At 69.2% G+C, this 17,187-nt stretch carries 6 protein-coding genes; 3 read left to right on the top strand and 3 right to left on the bottom strand.

Going from position 1 to position 17,187, the window contains the following annotated elements; genetic code table 11:
• The first annotated feature begins 38 nt into the window (after window positions 1-38).
• Window positions 39-3,656, top strand: coding sequence for a cobaltochelatase subunit CobN (gene cobN / locus OG386_RS12000; protein WP_328788153.1), 3,618 nt, complete (start codon window positions 39-41; stop codon window positions 3,654-3,656).
• Between the two features lie 111 nt (window positions 3,657-3,767).
• On the opposite strand, the gene OG386_RS12005 is transcribed toward cobN, so the two are convergent.
• From OG386_RS12005 to OG386_RS12015, 3 genes are all read right to left on the bottom strand, one after another.
• Window positions 3,768-3,989, bottom strand: a complete 222-nt coding sequence (locus OG386_RS12005; protein WP_030715088.1) for a hypothetical protein — start codon at window positions 3,987-3,989, stop codon at window positions 3,768-3,770.
• Between the two features lie 91 nt (window positions 3,990-4,080).
• A complete protein-coding gene (locus OG386_RS12010) occupies window positions 4,081-5,595 on the bottom strand; it encodes an immunity 49 family protein (protein WP_328788154.1) in 1,515 nt (504 codons plus the stop codon).
• Between the two features lie 193 nt (window positions 5,596-5,788).
• Window positions 5,789-8,953: a hypothetical protein gene (locus OG386_RS12015; protein WP_328788155.1), complete on the bottom strand. Its 3,165-nt coding sequence runs from the start codon at window positions 8,951-8,953 to the stop codon at window positions 5,789-5,791.
• A 508-nt stretch (window positions 8,954-9,461) separates the two neighbouring features.
• Here OG386_RS12015 and OG386_RS12020 point away from each other — a divergent pair.
• Complete coding sequence (locus OG386_RS12020) at window positions 9,462-16,757, top strand: ricin-type beta-trefoil lectin domain protein (RefSeq protein WP_328788156.1); 7,296 nt, start codon at window positions 9,462-9,464, stop codon at window positions 16,755-16,757.
• Between the two features lies 1 nt (window position 16,758).
• Entirely contained in the window at window positions 16,759-17,166 is a 408-nt protein-coding gene (locus OG386_RS12025) for a hypothetical protein (RefSeq protein WP_328788157.1), read from the top strand.
• Window positions 17,167-17,187 lie beyond the last annotated feature (21 nt).

Genomic DNA, 17,187 nt, shown 5'->3' on the forward strand with positions numbered 1-17,187 from the left:
CCCGGGGCGCGGAAACCCCGAGGAAGGCCTGCCGCCGCATGATCCTGCTGCTGTCGACGTCCGACACCGATCTGCTCAGCGCCCGCGCAGCGAACACGGCGGACGGCCCCGTCCCGTACCGGTTCGCCAACCCCTCCCGTCTCCCCCTCGACGACCTCCCGGGCCTCCTCGACGGGGTCGACCTGGTCGTCGTACGCCTCCTCGGCGGCCTCCGCGCCTGGCAGGACGGCCTCGACCTGCTCCTCGCCCCCGACCAGACCCGCCCGGTCGTGGTCCTGACCGGCGAACAGGCTCCGGACGCCCAGCTCATGGAGGCCTCCTCGGTCCCCATCGGCATCGCGGCCGAGGCGCACGGCTACCTCGCGCACGGCGGCCCGGCCAACCTGGAGCAGCTGGCCCGCTTCCTCTCCGACACCGTGCTGCTGACCGGCCACGGCTTCGAGCCGCCGGCCGCCGCCCCCACCTGGGGCCCGCTGGAGCGCACGCCCGGGACCACCACGGGCCCGCGGATCGCCGTGCTGTACTACCGCGCCCACCAGATGAGCGGGAACACCTCCTTCGTGCACGCGCTGTGCGACGCGATCGAGGCCCACGACGCCCAGGCGCTGCCCCTGTACGTGTCCTCCCTGCGCACCCCCGAGCCGGAGCTGATCGCCGCGCTGGAGTCGGCCGACGCGGTCGTCACCACCGTCCTCGCGGCCGGCGGCACCAAGCCCGCCACCGCCTCCGCGGGCGGCGACGACGAGTCCTGGGACGCGGGCGCGCTCGCCGGCCTCGGCGTGCCGATCCTGCAGGCCCTGTGCCTGACCGGCTCGCGCTCCGCCTGGGAGGAGAACGACGAGGGCCTGTCCCCGCTGGACTCCGCCACTCAGGTCGCCGTGCCCGAGTTCGACGGCCGTCTGATCACCGTCCCGTTCTCGTTCAAGGAGCTCGACGACGACGGCCTGCCCGCCTACGTGGCCGACCCCGAGCGGGCCGCCCGGGTCGCGGGGATCGCCGTGCGCCACGCCCGGCTGCGGCACATCGAGCGCCGCGACAAGAAGGTCGCGCTGGTCCTCTCCGCGTACCCGACCAAGCACTCCCGCATCGGCAACGCGGTCGGCCTGGACACCCCGGCCAGCGCCGTGGAGCTGCTGCGCACCCTCATCGCCGGCGGCTACGACTTCGGGCCGACCGAGGACGTCCCGGGCCTGGTCTCGGGCGACGGCGACGAGCTGATCCGCGCCCTGATCGAGGCCGGCGGCCACGACCAGGACTGGCTGACCGAGGAGCAGCTGGCCCGCAACCCGGTCCGCATCCCGGCCGCCGACTACAAGCGCTGGTTCGCCGAGCTCCCGGCCGAGCTGCGCGACAGCGTCACCGAGCACTGGGGCGAGGCCCCGGGCAACATGTTCGTGGACCGCTCCGCGAACCCGGAGGGTGACATCGTGCTCGCGGCGCTGCGCCGCGGGAACCTCCTCATCCTGATCCAGCCGCCGCGCGGCTTCGGCGAGAACCCGATCGCGATCTACCACGACCCGGACCTGCCGCCGTCGCACCACTACCTGGCCGCGTACCGGTGGATCCAGGCGCGCACCGAGGACGGCGGCTTCGGCGCCGACGCGATGATCCACCTGGGCAAGCACGGCAACCTCGAATGGCTCCCGGGCAAGAACGCCGGCCTGTCCGCCGCGTGCGCGCCCGACGCCGCCCTCGGCGACCTGCCCCTCATCTACCCGTTCCTGGTCAACGACCCGGGCGAGGGCACCCAGGCCAAGCGCCGCGTGCACGCCACCCTGGTCGACCACCTGGTGCCGCCGATGGCGCGCGCGGAGTCGTACGGCGACATCGCGCGCCTGGAGCAGCACCTGGACGAGTACGCCCAGATCTCCGCGATGGACCCGGCGAAGCTGCCGGCCATCCGGGCCCAGATCTGGACGCTGATCCAGGCCGCGAAGCTCCACCACGACCTGGGTCTCGAGGAGCGTCCGGACGACGACGGCTTCGACGACTTCCTGCTGCACGTCGACGGCTGGCTGTGCGAGGTCAAGGACGCCCAGATCCGCGACGGTCTGCACGTCCTGGGCGGCGCGCCGACCGGTGAGGCCCGGGTCAACCTGGTCCTGGCGATCCTGCGCGCCCGGCAGATCTGGGGCGGTACGACGGCCCTTCCGGGTCTGCGCGAGGCGCTCGGCCTGGACGAGTCCAAGGCCACCCGTACCTCGGCGGACGCCGTGGAGGAGCAGGCGCGCGCCCTGGTCCAGGCGATGGAGGACGCGAACTGGGACCCCGCGGCGGTCTCCGCGGTCGCGGCCGACCACTCCGCGGACGTGACGGCGGTGCTGACCTTCGCGGCGAACGAGGTGGTCCCGCGCCTGGCGGGCACCACGGACGAGATCGCCCACGTGGTCGCGGCCCTGGACGGCCGCTTCGTCCCGGCGGGCCCCTCGGGCTCGCCGCTGCGCGGCCTGGTGAACGTGCTGCCGACCGGCCGCAACTTCTACTCGGTCGACCCCAAGGCCGTCCCCTCCCGCCTGGCGTGGGAGACGGGGCAGGCCCTGGCCGAGTCCCTCCTCAACCGGTACCGCACCGACAACGGCGAATGGCCGGCCTCGGTCGGTCTGTCCCTGTGGGGCACGAGCGCGATGCGCACCTCCGGCGACGACGTCGCCGAGGCCCTCTCGCTGCTGGGCGTCCGCCCGGTCTGGGACGAGGCCTCGCGCCGCGTCACCGGCCTGGAGCCGATCCCGCTCGACGAGCTGGGCCGCCCGCGCATCGACGTGACGCTGCGCATCTCGGGCTTCTTCCGGGACGCGTTCCCGCACGTCATCGGCCTGCTGGACGACGCGGTGCGGCTCGCGGCGTCCCTCGACGAGCCCGCGGAACAGAACTTCATCCGGGCCCACGCCCAGGCTGACCTGGCCGAGCACGGCGACGAGCGCCGCGCGACGACCCGTATCTTCGGCTCGCGCCCGGGCACGTACGGGGCCGGCATCCTCCAGCTGATCGACTCCCGCGACTGGCGTACGGACGCCGACCTCGCGGAGGTCTACACGGTGTGGGGCGGCTACGCGTACGGCCGGGGCCTGGAAGGCCGCCCCGCCCGGGACGAGATGGAGACGGCCTACAAGCGCATCACGGTCGCGGCGAAGAACACGGACACCCGCGAGCACGACATCGCGGACTCGGACGACTACTTCCAGTACCACGGCGGCATGGTGGCCACGGTCCGCGCCCTGCGCGGCACCGCCCCCGAGGCCTACATCGGTGACTCCACCCGCCCGGAAACGGTCAAGACCCGCACCCTGGTCGAGGAGACCAGCCGCGTCTTCCGTGCCCGCGTCGTGAACCCCAAGTGGATCGAGGCGATGCGCCGCCACGGCTACAAGGGCGCCTTCGAGCTCGCGGCGACGGTGGACTACCTCTTCGGCTACGACGCCACGACGGGCGTGGTCGCGGACTGGATGTACGACAAGCTCACCGAGACGTACGTCCTGGACCCGACGAACCGCGCCTTCCTGGAGGAGGCCAACCCCTGGGCCCTGCACGGCATCGCGGAGCGCCTGCTGGAGGCCGAGTCGCGCGGCATGTGGGAGAAGCCGGACCCGCAGGTCCTGGAATCCCTGCGCCAGGTCTACCTGGACACGGAGGGCAACCTGGAGGGCGAGTCGGAGTAGCCGTCCCCTGCGCGGAGGCCACAGAGGCCGTCCCCCTCACCCTGCCGACGGGTGAGGGGGACGGCTTTCTTCATGCAGGCCCGCGCACCCCGAGCACGCGGACCTCGACCACTACGCCTTGACGGTCTGGTTCAGCGCGACGAGGGCCTGGGCCCAACGGACGTACTTCAGCTGCCCGAAATCGGCGACGGTCTTGACCCCGAACGCCTGGTGCAGCAGCTTGCCGTCCTCGTCGCTGACGCCCTTGAGCGCGGCGACGGGAGCCGCGAGCACCTCGGCGAGCGGCTTGTCGGCCCACGCCTTGTCGAGCACCTTGTCCAGATCGATCGCCATGAGTGTCCTTCCGCGAATATCGGCACCGTATACGCGGGCAAACCTAACCCAATCGGACAATCACCTCGCGCTGCGGCACGCCGACGGCATGTCAGGAGATGTGCTCGACCCGCTTGCCGTCGACGAGGTACCTGGGCAGGAACGGCAGTTCCGGGTCGAGCGGGAAGCCCTGGTCGTGGGCGAGGCAGGCCATGGCGAGCGGGCCGAGCGCCACCCGGGCGCGCGGCACCGCCGACTCCGCCCAGTAGCCCCCGTGTTCCGCGAGGGCTTCGGCGAGCACCTCGCCGAAGGCCTCGTGGTCCCCCGTGAAGAAGCGGTGGAAGAGTGCGACCGGCTGGTAGTCGACGCGGTTGACGAACTCGTCCGGGGAGTGGGTCAGCGTCTCGGGCAGGGACGTCTGCATGGTGGCGAGCAGCTTCTCCACGACCGCGTCGCCGGGGCCGCCGGTGAGGTAGGTCTGCAGGGTGTCGATCCAGTGCAGGACGTGGGCGTCGACGGTGTCGTCCTGCCGCAGCGCCTCCATCGGGACCCCGCACAGCCGGGCCACCCGGTCGTGCGCGCGGCAGGCGAGCGCGAGGTAGACGGCGTCGAGCCAGGCGCGGGCGTCCGCGGGCGGAGCCGCGGCCGTGGCGGGCAGCCGCAGGGTGTTCTCCTCGCCCAGGTACCACTGCGCCGGCTCGGCACCGGTGAACAGCGCGGAGCCGAGCCGCACGGCCGTCTCCCACGCGTCCCACGTGACCACGTCGGAGGCGCCCGGGTCGGCGACACAGCGGACGTGGGCGAGGGCCAGGGCCGAGTCGAAGGCGTCGCCCAGCTCCGACGGGTCGTGCGCGAGCCGGGCCACCGACTCCACGGTCGCGCGGGTGAGGGCGGCGGGGTCCGGGGCCGCACGGTCTGCGCCGGGCACGGCAATGCGGCCTGCGCGGTCGAGACGGACCAGCCCCTTCAACAGTCCGAGCAGGTGCTGCGGCGGCTGCAGCGACAGCGTGCGCGTGTCCTCGTCGACGACCGTGAGCGAGGTCAGGCCGCCCCGGTGCCACCAGTACACGCGCGGCGACAGAGGCCCGGGGCCGTCTTCGTAGGCGCCCAGGGCGTACGCGGCCAGGTCGTTGAGGGCGTCCACCACCGAGCCGTCGGCTATCGGATGGAATGCCAGCAGGTGGCGGGTCGGAACGACGACGAGGGCGCCGGCGGACGGCAGCGACTCACCGGTGACCTGCCGGGCCAGCTCTCCGAGGTACAGCGCCTTGGAGGCCACGAAGTGCGAGTCGCCGTAGACGGAGTGCAGCGTGGCCCGCCCCTCGAGGGGGATCGCCTCGTACGTGACGGGTACCCGCATCAGGTTGGCGCGCGCCGCCTGCCCCAGCTCCTCGATCCCGGCACGCGCCACGTCGCCGTCGGTGAGGGTGCGCACGCTGGTGGGCGCGTCGAGGGCGTAGGCGAAAACCAGCTCGTCCGCCACGAGCCGGGCGTACTGCATGCCACCGGCGACCTCCGGGGTGATCAACCCGACGGGCAACAGCCGGGCGTGCACCCCGCGCAGCAGTTCCTCGGCGCTCTCGCCGCCGTGACCGGTGCTGGATTCAGATGAGTTGTCTTGATTCACCCCTTGGACTCTACGAGACACCCGCGCCCCGTCCGGCAGCCGGGTCCGTGGGCCGCCGGTCCCGGACGGGGCGGCGCGCAGCGGAGGATGGGTGCCACGCAGAACGACGGCTCGGTCACCTGAAACGGGCCGGCGCCCTCCCCGTTGGTGTTCGGGGAGGGCGCCGGTGTCGCGCGCGGGGTGACGCCGTCGGTCAGCCGATGGTGAGGAAGGTGTTCCAGTTGTCCTCGTCGCGTCCGCTGGTGTCGCCGTAGGTGGTGGTGCCGCCCTGGAAGTAGTACTGGTATCCGTCCTTGCGGACGCCCCAGATGTCGGGGATGCCGTCGCCGGTGTTGTCCTTGGTGCCGAGCACCATGGGCCAGTCGGTGCGGCCCCAGGCGGTCGTGGCGTAGGTGTAGTCGACGCCGCCTTCCGCGTTCGCCGCGTACTGCAGGGAGGTCAGGTCCGCGCCTGCGTTGACGCCGGCCTTGCCCTTGCGCAGCGCCATGGTGCGGTTGGCGTTGGCGTTGTCGCGGAAGAGGAGGTCGGGGATGTTGTCGCCGGAGACGTCGCGGACGCCGACGATGTCGCGGGCGGCCCAGCCGGTGGCCATCTTGCGGTAGGAGGCGAAGCTGGATCCGGTGTAGCCGGAGAACGCCCAGAAGCCGTCGGCGTCCAGCGCGAACAGGTCGGGCAGGCCGTCGCCGTCGACGTCCTCGGAGACGACGATCTGGCGGAAGGTCGCCGGGTCGGGTGCGGACGCGGGGAGCTGCATCTCGATGCGGCGGCCGGCGTCGAACTGGCCGGTGCCGGTGCCGGGGTAGATGTACAGCTTCCCGTCGGGCATCCGGGCGATCATGTCGGTGATGCCGTCGCCGGGGTGCCAGTCGGTGGCGTGCCCGATGAGCGCGGGGATGGTGGACGCGGGGTCCTTGAAGTGTCCGGGCGCGACGGGCTTGCCGTCCTGGACGGCGCCGGGGATAAACGCGTCGGTGTCGCCCTGGCGGTCACCGGCGTAGGTGCGCAGGTTGCCGTCCTTGTCGATGGCCAGGAGGTCGGGGAACTGGTCGCCGGTGACGTCGCCGGGCTTGTCGGTCCCGGCGCGGGGGCTGACGTAGAAGAGGTACTCGGTGGGCACGGAGACGTTCCCGGCCTGGTTGACGGTGCGGACGTACAGGACGTTGGGTCCGGCGGTGTCGACCTGGAGCTTGATGGAGGCGAGGTCACCGCTGGTGGGGACGGCCTTGTTGTCCCACATCGGCTTGTTCAGGGACCACTGGTACTCGCGGATCGTGCCGGCTGCGGTGCCGTTGCCGCGGATCTCGATGACCTGGTCGGGGGTGGAGGCGGGGTTCACGCTCCAGTCGGCGGCGTCGGGGCCGGGCGGCGGGAAGTGGGCGGAGCTGACGGCCGGGTTGGCGGGCGCGGAGTGGTCGACGGTGAAGGTGCACCATCCGCCGCCGCCGGAGTCGGCGGGGCCGGAGCCGGCGGACCACCAGCCGTCCCAGTCCTGGGTCCGTGAGAGCCAGAAGTACTTGCGGCCGGAGGTGAAGGAGGCCCAGGGGACGGTTTGGGTGACCACTCCGTCGCTGTTGGGCCACAGCCATTCGTTGGTGATCTTGGTTCCGGACTCGGCGTCCCAGACCTCGATCTGGACCTGCTTGAGGTTGCCGTCCCGGTCACTGCCCTTGGCCTGGAAGGACACGTCCGTCTTGCCGATGCTGGTGCCGGTGCCGGTGGTCAGGCACGGGCCGCCCGGGGAGGTGTTCATGTTCGAGGCGACCGGGATGTCGGGCCGGGTGTTGTAGACGACCTCGATGTACGGGGCGCTCTCGCCGTTGGCGAGGAGCTTCTTCCAGTAGTAGGAGTCCGACTCGTTCGGCGCCTTGAAGCCCAGCGACAGTGCACCCCAGTTGGCGCCGGCGGCCTGGGTGACCAGGCCCTTGATGTCGGGGGCGACCCAGTTGTCGGGGCAGGAGGAGTTGTAGCCGTAGCCGGCCATCTCGGTGGCGACCTTGTTGCCCCACCAGTCCGTGGTGTTGTTCCACGTCGAGGACGAGGACACGAACGGGGTGGAGTAGATGTCCATGGCCTTCTGGCTGCACGACCACGAGTACGTCTGCAGGGCGCGGACGCTCGCCGACTGGATACCCGCACCGTACAGCTCGGACCCGAAGTAGAAGTTGAACACCGAACGGGACGTGCCGCCGGAATCCGACTCGTACCCGACGCGGGCCTCGTTCGTGCCCGACGCGTTGTAGTTCTGGCCGTTGTAGAAGCTGGAGTTGCCGGCCGTCTTGTAGAGCAGCGACCAGGCATGCTTGTGACCCTTGTACGACGGGTCGACGAACACCGGGTACACCGTGTCCGCGGCGTTCAGCAGCGCGGCGTCGGGCTTCAGGGACAGGGTGCCGTCCTTGAAGGAGGCCGCGGCGACGGACAGGTGCGCGCGCTCCGCACCGGCCAGGCCCGCCAGGCCCAGCGTCGGGTGCTGCTTCGCAGCGGCCGGGGCCTTCCACGCGGGCACGTCGTCGGTGGTGGCGACCTTGCCCGACGAATCCCACATCAGGGGCGACGGAGAACCCGCCACCTCCTCACCCTTCGCATCCCGGGCCGACATCGCACCGGACTCGGCATCGAGCTGGAACTGCAGATCGGGCGAAGCGAGCCGGTAGTTCAGCTCCGCGAGCAGCGGATCTGCGGCCGCCTGACGGTCCTTGATGACCAGCAGGTGCGAATATCCGCCGTCCTGAGCCGTCATCAGCAGATCGATGCCCGGCCGCACGTTCTCGTACAACGCCCGCGGACCGTCGATCACCGGCGCCGGCAACGCGCCGGGCCAACTCACCGACATGTCATGCCCGTCGACGTTCAGACGCACCAGCTCGGTCCACACCTGACCCGGTGCATCCACCGTCAGCGCGGACCGCACCACGCCGCGCGAAGACCGCTCGGCGCCCGGCGTACCTGCGCTGAAGACGACAGAGCCGTTCACCGCCTTCGCGGCGAACCCGCCCTCGACCTGCTGCAGATCGGTGTCGATCGGCTTCCACTGATCGCCCACCTTCGCCCGCACGGCGGAGCTGGAGATGTGCTTCTTGAACAGCCCGTCCGGCTGCGCCCACGTCGTCGCGTTCGCACTCCGGTCGGCCGTCACCTCGACGTCCTTGCCCGTCTCGGCAGCCAGCTTCCGTGCCTGCGGCGCCGCCACCGGACCACTCGCCCCGCCGGATGCCTTCTCCTTCGGCGTCTCGCCCCCACCCAGCTGCACGCCCACGGGCACGGCGACGGCCACCGCGAGCAGGGCAGCCAGACCCCCCAGGGCCTTGCGGCGCCGGTACCAGCGACGCTCCGAAGCAGCAGGTGGTCCTTCTGTCACGTCTGTTGGCGGACTGGAGTCCACGGATTCGCTGACAGCCATCTCTTCTGTTCTCTCCCCCCGCGGGCGCATGCTTCGGCAGCCCTCGGTACTTGCTCGTGTTTCGGCCATCGACCCAAGGGGCTCGGGGTCCGCTCCCCCGCTCGGCCGTCACGCGATGAACGCGCGAGCTGAGCATGAGCCATACGACGCGGATCGTCACACCGCACTGCACCCCAACTGACCATCAGGTACAGCTAGTTCGGGTGAATTGCCCCGAGGTATACGGACCGTCAGGTGATTAACGCCACACGGGCAAGCTCGAGGTGGCTTTTAGGCCATGCCGGACCACAGAATCACGTGGCTACTAGTCAGTTTCCTGTCACGCGCGCGACTTTGACGCGGTGGCAGATCGTGGGGGGTTCACATGTCGCCGTTGTCGGCCGACAGTCTTCGCCTGCCCGGAATCAGGAAGGCCCGCGCGAGACGCATGGGCCTTGCCGGGCGCACCAGCATCACGGTCTCCGTGATGCTGGTTGCATCTCTTCTACCCACTCAAGCCTGGGCCGCGCCGCCGGGTGACCGCGCCGGAGTGCAGCTACCGGGCCTCCAGGAGGACCTCAAGGCCAAGCTCGACAAGGTCGAGGCCGCAAAGCTGGAGGGCTGGTCCGGAGCACCGGTCCAGCCTCCGGCCGAGTACGAACCGTCGAAGATCACTCCGCCCAGCGCCGGTACGGCGAACGTCGCTCTGGCCGGCGACCAGCTGATCCAGGCAGGATCCCTGCCGATCAGCATCGGCAAGGCCTCGCCGACGGAGACCAACCCGACCCCTCCGGCCCCGTCGGGCACGTGGTCGGTGGCGGTCGAGGCCCGGGCGGTGACCGAAGCCGCGAACATCGACGGCGCTCTCATCAAGGTCACGCCTCCGGCCGAAGGCTCGACCCCGGTCGACGTGCAGCTCGACTACAAGCAGTTCAAGGACCTGTACGGCACCGAGTGGTCGACGCGCCTGGAGCTGAAGATGCTCCCGCAGTGCTTCCTGACCACCCCGCAGCTGCCCGAGTGCAACACGACGAAGGCCGTCCCGAGCACGAACGACCCGGCGACGGGCACGGTCCGTGCGACCGTCGACCCGGCAACCGCGCCGGGCCAGGGCATGCGCACCATGGCCGTCGGTGGAGGCGGCCCGATGGTCCTGGCCGCCTCCGACTCCGGTTCGGGCCCCGGCGGAACCTACAGCGCGACCCCCCTGGCTCCCTCCGGCAGCTGGTCGGCCGGCGGCAACAGCGGTGACTTCTCGTGGACCTATCCGCTGGGCACACCCGCCCCTGCGGCCGGGCCCGTGCCGAAGCTCGCGTTCACGTACTCCTCGCAGTCCGTGGACGGGAAGACGTCCGTCGCGAACAGCCAGGCCTCCTGGATCGGCGACGGCTGGGACTACCACCCCGGCTTCATCGAGCGCCGGTACCGCACCTGTTCGGATGACCTCAAGGCCACGCCCAGCAAGCCGAACAACGACAACTCCACGGACAAGAAGAAGAACGACCTGTGCTGGGCCGGCGACAACATGGTGATGTCGCTCGGCGGTAGCAGCACCGAGCTCGTCCGTGACGCCGCCTCGGGCCAGTGGGTCCCCGCCGGGGACGACGGCTCCAAGGTCGAGCGCATGACCGACGCGAACGTCGCCAACGGCGCGAAGGACGGCGAGTACTGGGTCGTCACCACCCGTGACGGCGTCCGCTACCACTTCGGTCGCCACGACGTCGACGGCGCCGGTACCCGAGCCGTGACCGACTCCGTCTTCACCGTCCCGGTGTTCGGCAATCACCCCGGCGAGCCGTGCTACCAAGCTGCCTTCGCCGACTCCTCCTGCAACCAGGGCTGGCGCTGGAACCTCGACTACATCGAGGACCTCCACGGCAACGCGATGGTCATCGACTGGAAGAAGGAGACCAACCACTACGCCAAGAACGAGAAGTTCCAGGCGAAGGTCCCTTACACCCGCGGCGGCTACCCCAGCCAGATCACCTACGGCCTGCGCTCCACCAACCTCTCCGGCGCTCCGGCCGGCAAGGTGGAGTTCACCGTGGACGAGCGGTGCATCAAGGAGGGCTCGGCCAAGTGCACGGACACCGAGTTCGAGTCGAAGAACTACGGTGACAAGCAGCCCTGGTGGGACACCCCGTCGTCCCTGCACTGCAAGGCGGACGCGAAGGACTGCTTCAGTACCTCGCCGAGCTTCTGGACGCGCAAGCGCCTGACCGCCGTCACCACGTACGGCCAGCGCACCGACGGCTCCACGGCCCTCTCGCTCGTCGACCGCTGGAACCTGACCCAGTCCTTCCCCAAGCAGCGGACCGACACCCACCCGCCGCTGTGGCTCGAGTCGATCACCCGCACCGGCTACGGCACCACCAAGGACACCAACGGCAACCAGGAGAGCACCTCGCTCCCGCCGGTTTCCTTCCTCGCGAACGTCCAGGACATGCCCAACCGGGTCGCCACGGGTCCGGGCGACGCCACCCCGGACTTCGACCGCCTCCGCGTGGAGACCATCCGCACGGAGACCGGCAACGAGATCTACGTCGACTACTCCGCCCCCTGCGCGGTCGGCACCGCGCACCCCAAGCCGGAGGAGAACACCTCCCGCTGCTTCCCGGTCCACTGGTCACCCGACAGTGATCTCGAGAAGCCCCCGCTTGCCTGGTTCAACAAGTACGTCGTCGAGCGCGTGGTCGAGAAGGACCGCGTCGCCCGCCAGCCCGACGTCACCACCAGCTACACCTACGAGGGCGGCGCGGCCTGGGCCAAGGACACCGACGAATTCACCAAGCCCGAACTGCGCACGTACGGACAGTGGCGCGGCTACTCGTCCGTCGTCACCAAGGGCGGCGTGACGGCGAACGCCGGCAAGAGCGATGCGACGGCCGAATCCCAGACCCGCACCTACTTCTTCCGCGGCATGTCCGGTGACGCGGGACGCCCGAAGGGCACGATCAAGGACTCCACGGGCAAGGAGACCCTGGGTGAGGACCTGACCCACTACCAGGGCCGTACCGCCGAGGTGATCACCTACACCCAGGCCGGCGGCAGCGTCGACAAGCGCGTCCTCACCTGGCCCTCGAGCCAGAAGACCGCGACACGGCCCCGGGACGGAACCACCCCTCTCGAGGCCTACCGGGTCAACGACTCGCGCACGGACACGATCCAGTCGATCAGCGGCGGCCGCTTCCGCGTGGGGCGCTCCCAGAACACGTTCGAGTCGACCTACGGTCTCCTGGAGTCGGCCCAGACCGAGTCGCGCGCCGAGGACGGCAGCGGCAACTCGGTCATCGCCGACCAGATCTGCACGCTGACGACGTACGTGCACAACCCGGCGAAGCACCTGATCGGACTGCCTCAGCGGGTACGGGCCACCACGGGCGCCTGCGCCCAGGCCGGCACCGCCGCGATGCTCTCCGACCTGCGCACGTCGTACGACGCGCTCAACGCTTTCGGAACCGCTCCGGTCAAGGGGCTGCCCTTCCAGGTGGACAGCAACGACGCGGCCGGCACCGGCTGGGTCACCACCGCGAAGACCGAGTACGACGCACTGGGCCGCACGGTCAAGGTCTACGACCCGGCCGGCAACCCCACCTCCACCGTGTTCACCCCGGCCACCGGCGTCCCCTTCAGCACGAAGACGACGAACCCGCTCGGGCACACGCGCGTCGTCAAGAGCGACCCGGGCCGTGACACCGTCCTTGAGGACATAGACACCAACAACCGTAAGTTCAGGCAGGCTTACGACAACCTGGGCCGCTCCAAGGCCGTCTGGACGCCGTCGCAGAAGACCACCGACCCGGCGTCCCAGACCTTCGAGTACCAGATCTCGGAGCACGAGCCCCCGGTCGTCACCAGCAAGACCCTCCGGGACAACGGCAGCTACGCCACTTCCATCGCGATCTACGACGGCCGGCTGCGGCCGCGCCAGACCCAGGCGGACGCCCTGGGCGGCGGCCGTCTGATCACGGACACCCTCTACAACGCGAACGGCACCGTCCGGCAGACCAACAACGGCTACTACGCCGAGGGCCGCCCCGACGGAAAGATCTTCGTCCCGGAGAGCGTCTTCCACGTCCCGAACTCGACGAAGACGGCGTACGACGGCCTCGGCCGCCCCGTGCGCGCCACCACGCTGTACGCGGATGTGGCGCAGCACTCCAACACCAGCAGGTACGAGGGCGACTGGACGCTGACCCGCACCGGCATGTCGGCCGATGGTCAGGCGCCGCTCTCGGGCAGCCGCGCGGTCAAGACCTGGACCGACACGTCGGGCCGGACCTCGCTGATCCAGCACTACACGGCGACCGACCTCACGACGTGGAAGGACACGGCCTACGCGTACGACCAGCGCGGCAAGCTGGCCAAGGTGACCGACCCGGTCGGCAACAAGTGGACGTACACCTACGACGCCCGCGGCCGCATGACCTCGTCGAGCGACCCCGATATGGGAACGGCGAGCTTCACCTACGACATCCTCGACCGAAAGGTGTCCCTCACCGACGCCTCCGGCCGGACGCAGTACACGGCGTTCGACGCGCTCGGCCGTACGACCGAGATCCGGGAAAACGCAGCGGACGGCCCCCTGGTCGCCGCATTCACGTTCGACACACTGCCCGGTGCCAAGGGGCTGCCCGTGGCGTCGACCCGCTACGAGGGTCCGACGGCATACACCAGCGAGGTCACCGGCTACGACAGCGAATCCCGACCCACCGGCTCGAAAACCACCATCCCCGACGTCCCGGCCACCAAGGGCCTGGCCGGCACATACACCTACAGCACCACCTACACCCCGCGGGGGCAGGTCCAGTCCACGACGATGCCGGCCACACCGGGTGGCCTGGCAGCCGAGAAGCTGATCACGCGCTACGACGCCGACGGGATGGCCAAGACCGTCTCGGGCCTGTCGTGGTACACCGCCGACGTGGTGTACAGCCCGAAGGGCGAGATCCTGCGCACCGCCAACGGCAACGCCCCCAACAGGGTCTGGACGACCAACCTCCACAACCCCAGCACCGGCCGCGTCGAGCAGTCGATCAGTGACCGGGAGACCGCCAACCCGAACCGCGTCTCCGCCGTTTCATATTCCTACGACACGGTCGGCAATCCGACCTCGATCACCGATACCCAGGCCGGTGGCCGTGTCGACCGCCAGTGCTTCGCGTACGACGCGGTGGGCCAGCTCACCAAGGCATGGACGGGCAAGACCGCCGCATGCACCGGGCCCTCGCTGAACGACGTCACCGCCGGTCCGGACGGCGACGGCTACTGGCAGGAGTACCAGTTCGACAAGATCGGCAATCGCACCAAGCTGATCGACCACGACCTCACCAACCCGGCGCTGGACGACGAGACGAAGTACACCTACGGCGTCCAGGTCGGCGGGAACGCTTCCCTGCCTCCCGTCACCATCCAGCCCCACGCCCTGTCCAAGGCCGAGAAGACCACCAAGACGGCAGCGTCCACGGTCAACTCGCTCTCGACCTACGAATACGACGCCTCCGGCAACACCAAGTCCCGGCGCATCGACGGCGACACCCAGGCCCTGAACTGGGACCGCCGCAACAAGCTCACCTCGGCGAGCAGCCCCGGCATCGGTGCGGTCGCCGTCACCGGCATGGCGGGCAAGTGCATCGACGTCGCCGATGGCTCCAGCGCGGACGGCACGGCCGTCCAGCTCTATCCGTGCAACACGACCGCGGCCCAGCAGTGGAAGCTGAGTGGTGACACCGTCCGCGCCCTCGGCAAGTGCCTGACGGCGCAGGGCGGCGATGCGGTACTGGCAACCTGCGACGGCAGCGCCAAGCAGAAGTTCACCTACCGTCCCGCCGACAAGACGCTGTACAACCCGGCGGCCAACGCCTGTGTCACCGTCCCCAACGACAACCCCGTCGACGGCAACGACCTCGACATCTACACCTGTGTCGCGGGCGCCGTCGCCCAGCAGTGGAGCTTCGACAACACCACCACCTACGTCTACGACGCCAGCGGCAACCGCCTCATCGAGGAGACTGGCAGCTCCCGCACCCTCTACCTCGGCGAAGCCGAGGTCACCGTCAACAAGGCCGGTCAGGCCATCGACGCCGTCCGCTACTACGGTGGCCCAGGCAATGTCACCACCACCCGCCGAACGGGCGGCAAGGCCACCGGTCACAAGCTCAACATCCTGCTGGCCGACCATCACAACACCGCGACGACCTCCGTAGAGCAGGCCGCGGGTCAGAAGGTAACCCGACGCAAATCAGACCCGTACGGCAACGCCCGAGGGACGGTGCCTGCCGACTGGCCCGGTGCCCGCAGTTTCCTCGGCACGGGCATCGACGACTCCGACACGGGCCTGACGCACATCGGTGCGCGTGAGTACGACCAGAGCACCGGCCGCTTCATGTCGGTCGACCCGGTACTCGACATCACCGACCCGCTCCAGATGAACGGGTATACGTACTCCAACGGCAATCCCATCAGCAACTGGGATCCGTCGGGCGAGGCCCTCGAAGAGTGCATGAGCGGCATGTACGTGTGCAGCAACCGGGGCACGCAGCCCATCAGCAAGGGCCGGAACTACGACAGGATCGTCTCGGAGAACATCGCCGCCATGGAGCAGGCGAGGGTCAGGCGGCTGTACGCCGAGCACTACGGCTCAGCGGTCGCCGGTCAGGCGCAGCAGTCGTACGACCGCGCCGTGGAGCTCTACACCTCGGGTCAGAAGTACGTCCGCAACCAGAACAACACGTCGAAGGAGGAGATGCACAAGATCAGTGTCAAGTACGACCCGACCAGCGGGAGCGTCGCCAAGCAGGTCGCATACAAGATGTACATGTACGGGGCGTCGATCGAGGACATCGAGTACTTCAGCGGGCACTACTGCGACTTCCTGTCGTGCAACTCGCCTGTCGAAGCGCTCCTGAGCGGGAAGAACGTCGACAGTCCGCTGTACGAGGCGACTGCTGGTGAAGCCATCGGCGAAGCCTTCGCCGCAGGGTGGGCGTCCCGCACAGGCGTGAAGGGAGTCACCAGCAAGGCCGCCAAGTCCAGGCCGATCTTCTGCGCCGTGAACAGCTTCGTCACCGGCACCGAAGTACTCCTGGCCGACGGGTCCACGAAGCCGATCGAGGAACTCGGGCCCAACGATCTCGTACTGGCGACCGACCCCGATTCCGACGAGACGGCGAGCAAGGCCGTCACAGCGACGATTCGCACCGAGGACGACAAGTCCTATGTCGACATCGGGGTCCTAACTGCCGACGGTGTGCGGACGATCACCGCCACGGGCCACCACCTGTTCTGGTCGGAGTCCGAGCAGGCTTGGCTCACCGCTGATGCCCTCAAGCCGGGCATGACTCTGCGCACGGACGAGGACGTCGAGGCGTCGGTCGCCTCGACGCGCAACTACCAGGCGATCAAGGTCACCTACAACCTGACCGTCGCCGACCTGCACACGTACTATGTGATGGCGGGCGGGACTCCCGTACTCGTCCACAACGATGGCGGAGCGCCTCCGGGTGTTTGGACCATCGACGGCAAGAAGTCCACCAAGATCATGAACGGTGGGCCTTTCAGGGTCAACTACTACCAGCAAGCGCCTGACACGAACGGAAAGGTCTACTGGTGGAGCCCCGACAAGGGCCATCACAGCTCGTCCTGGAAGGTATTCAGAGAGACCGCAAAGGGACTTGAGTGGGTGTCTGACGCCGGCCCGGACGGAACCTTCATCACGGAGAAGCACAAGAGCGAGAAGGGGAAATTCATTCCCTGGAAGAGCCTGAAAACAGTTGGATGCTGAATTGATCGACAGCGTAGGGGAATTCGTACGACTCCGCGCCAGCGGGGATTCACTCGACTTCAAGCGGATCAAACAGGATGAAGCTCCGGTGGAAGTCTGGCGCGCCATTGTGGAACGGCTCCCGGACATGCGGTTCTGGGTCTCCTTCAACAGAACGCTACCGACCGAGATCATCCGGATCTTGGCAGACGACGCCGACTGGCGCGTCCGGGACCAGATTGCCGGTAGGAGGGACACTCCGTTGGACATCCTGGAAACTCTGTCAAGGGACGACCATGATGCGGTTCTGTCCACGGTCGCGGACAACCCCAGAACCCCGACCCGAGCACTGGAGACACTCTCCGGACACTCCTGGAGTCAGATTCGAGAGAAGGCCGAGCGACAGCTTCAAGGTCGCCGGATAGGCTGAGAATCAGGGCCGCGCCACACA

This window comes from Streptomyces sp. NBC_00273 (genome assembly GCF_036178145.1).
GTDB lineage: Bacteria > Actinomycetota > Actinomycetes > Streptomycetales > Streptomycetaceae > Streptomyces.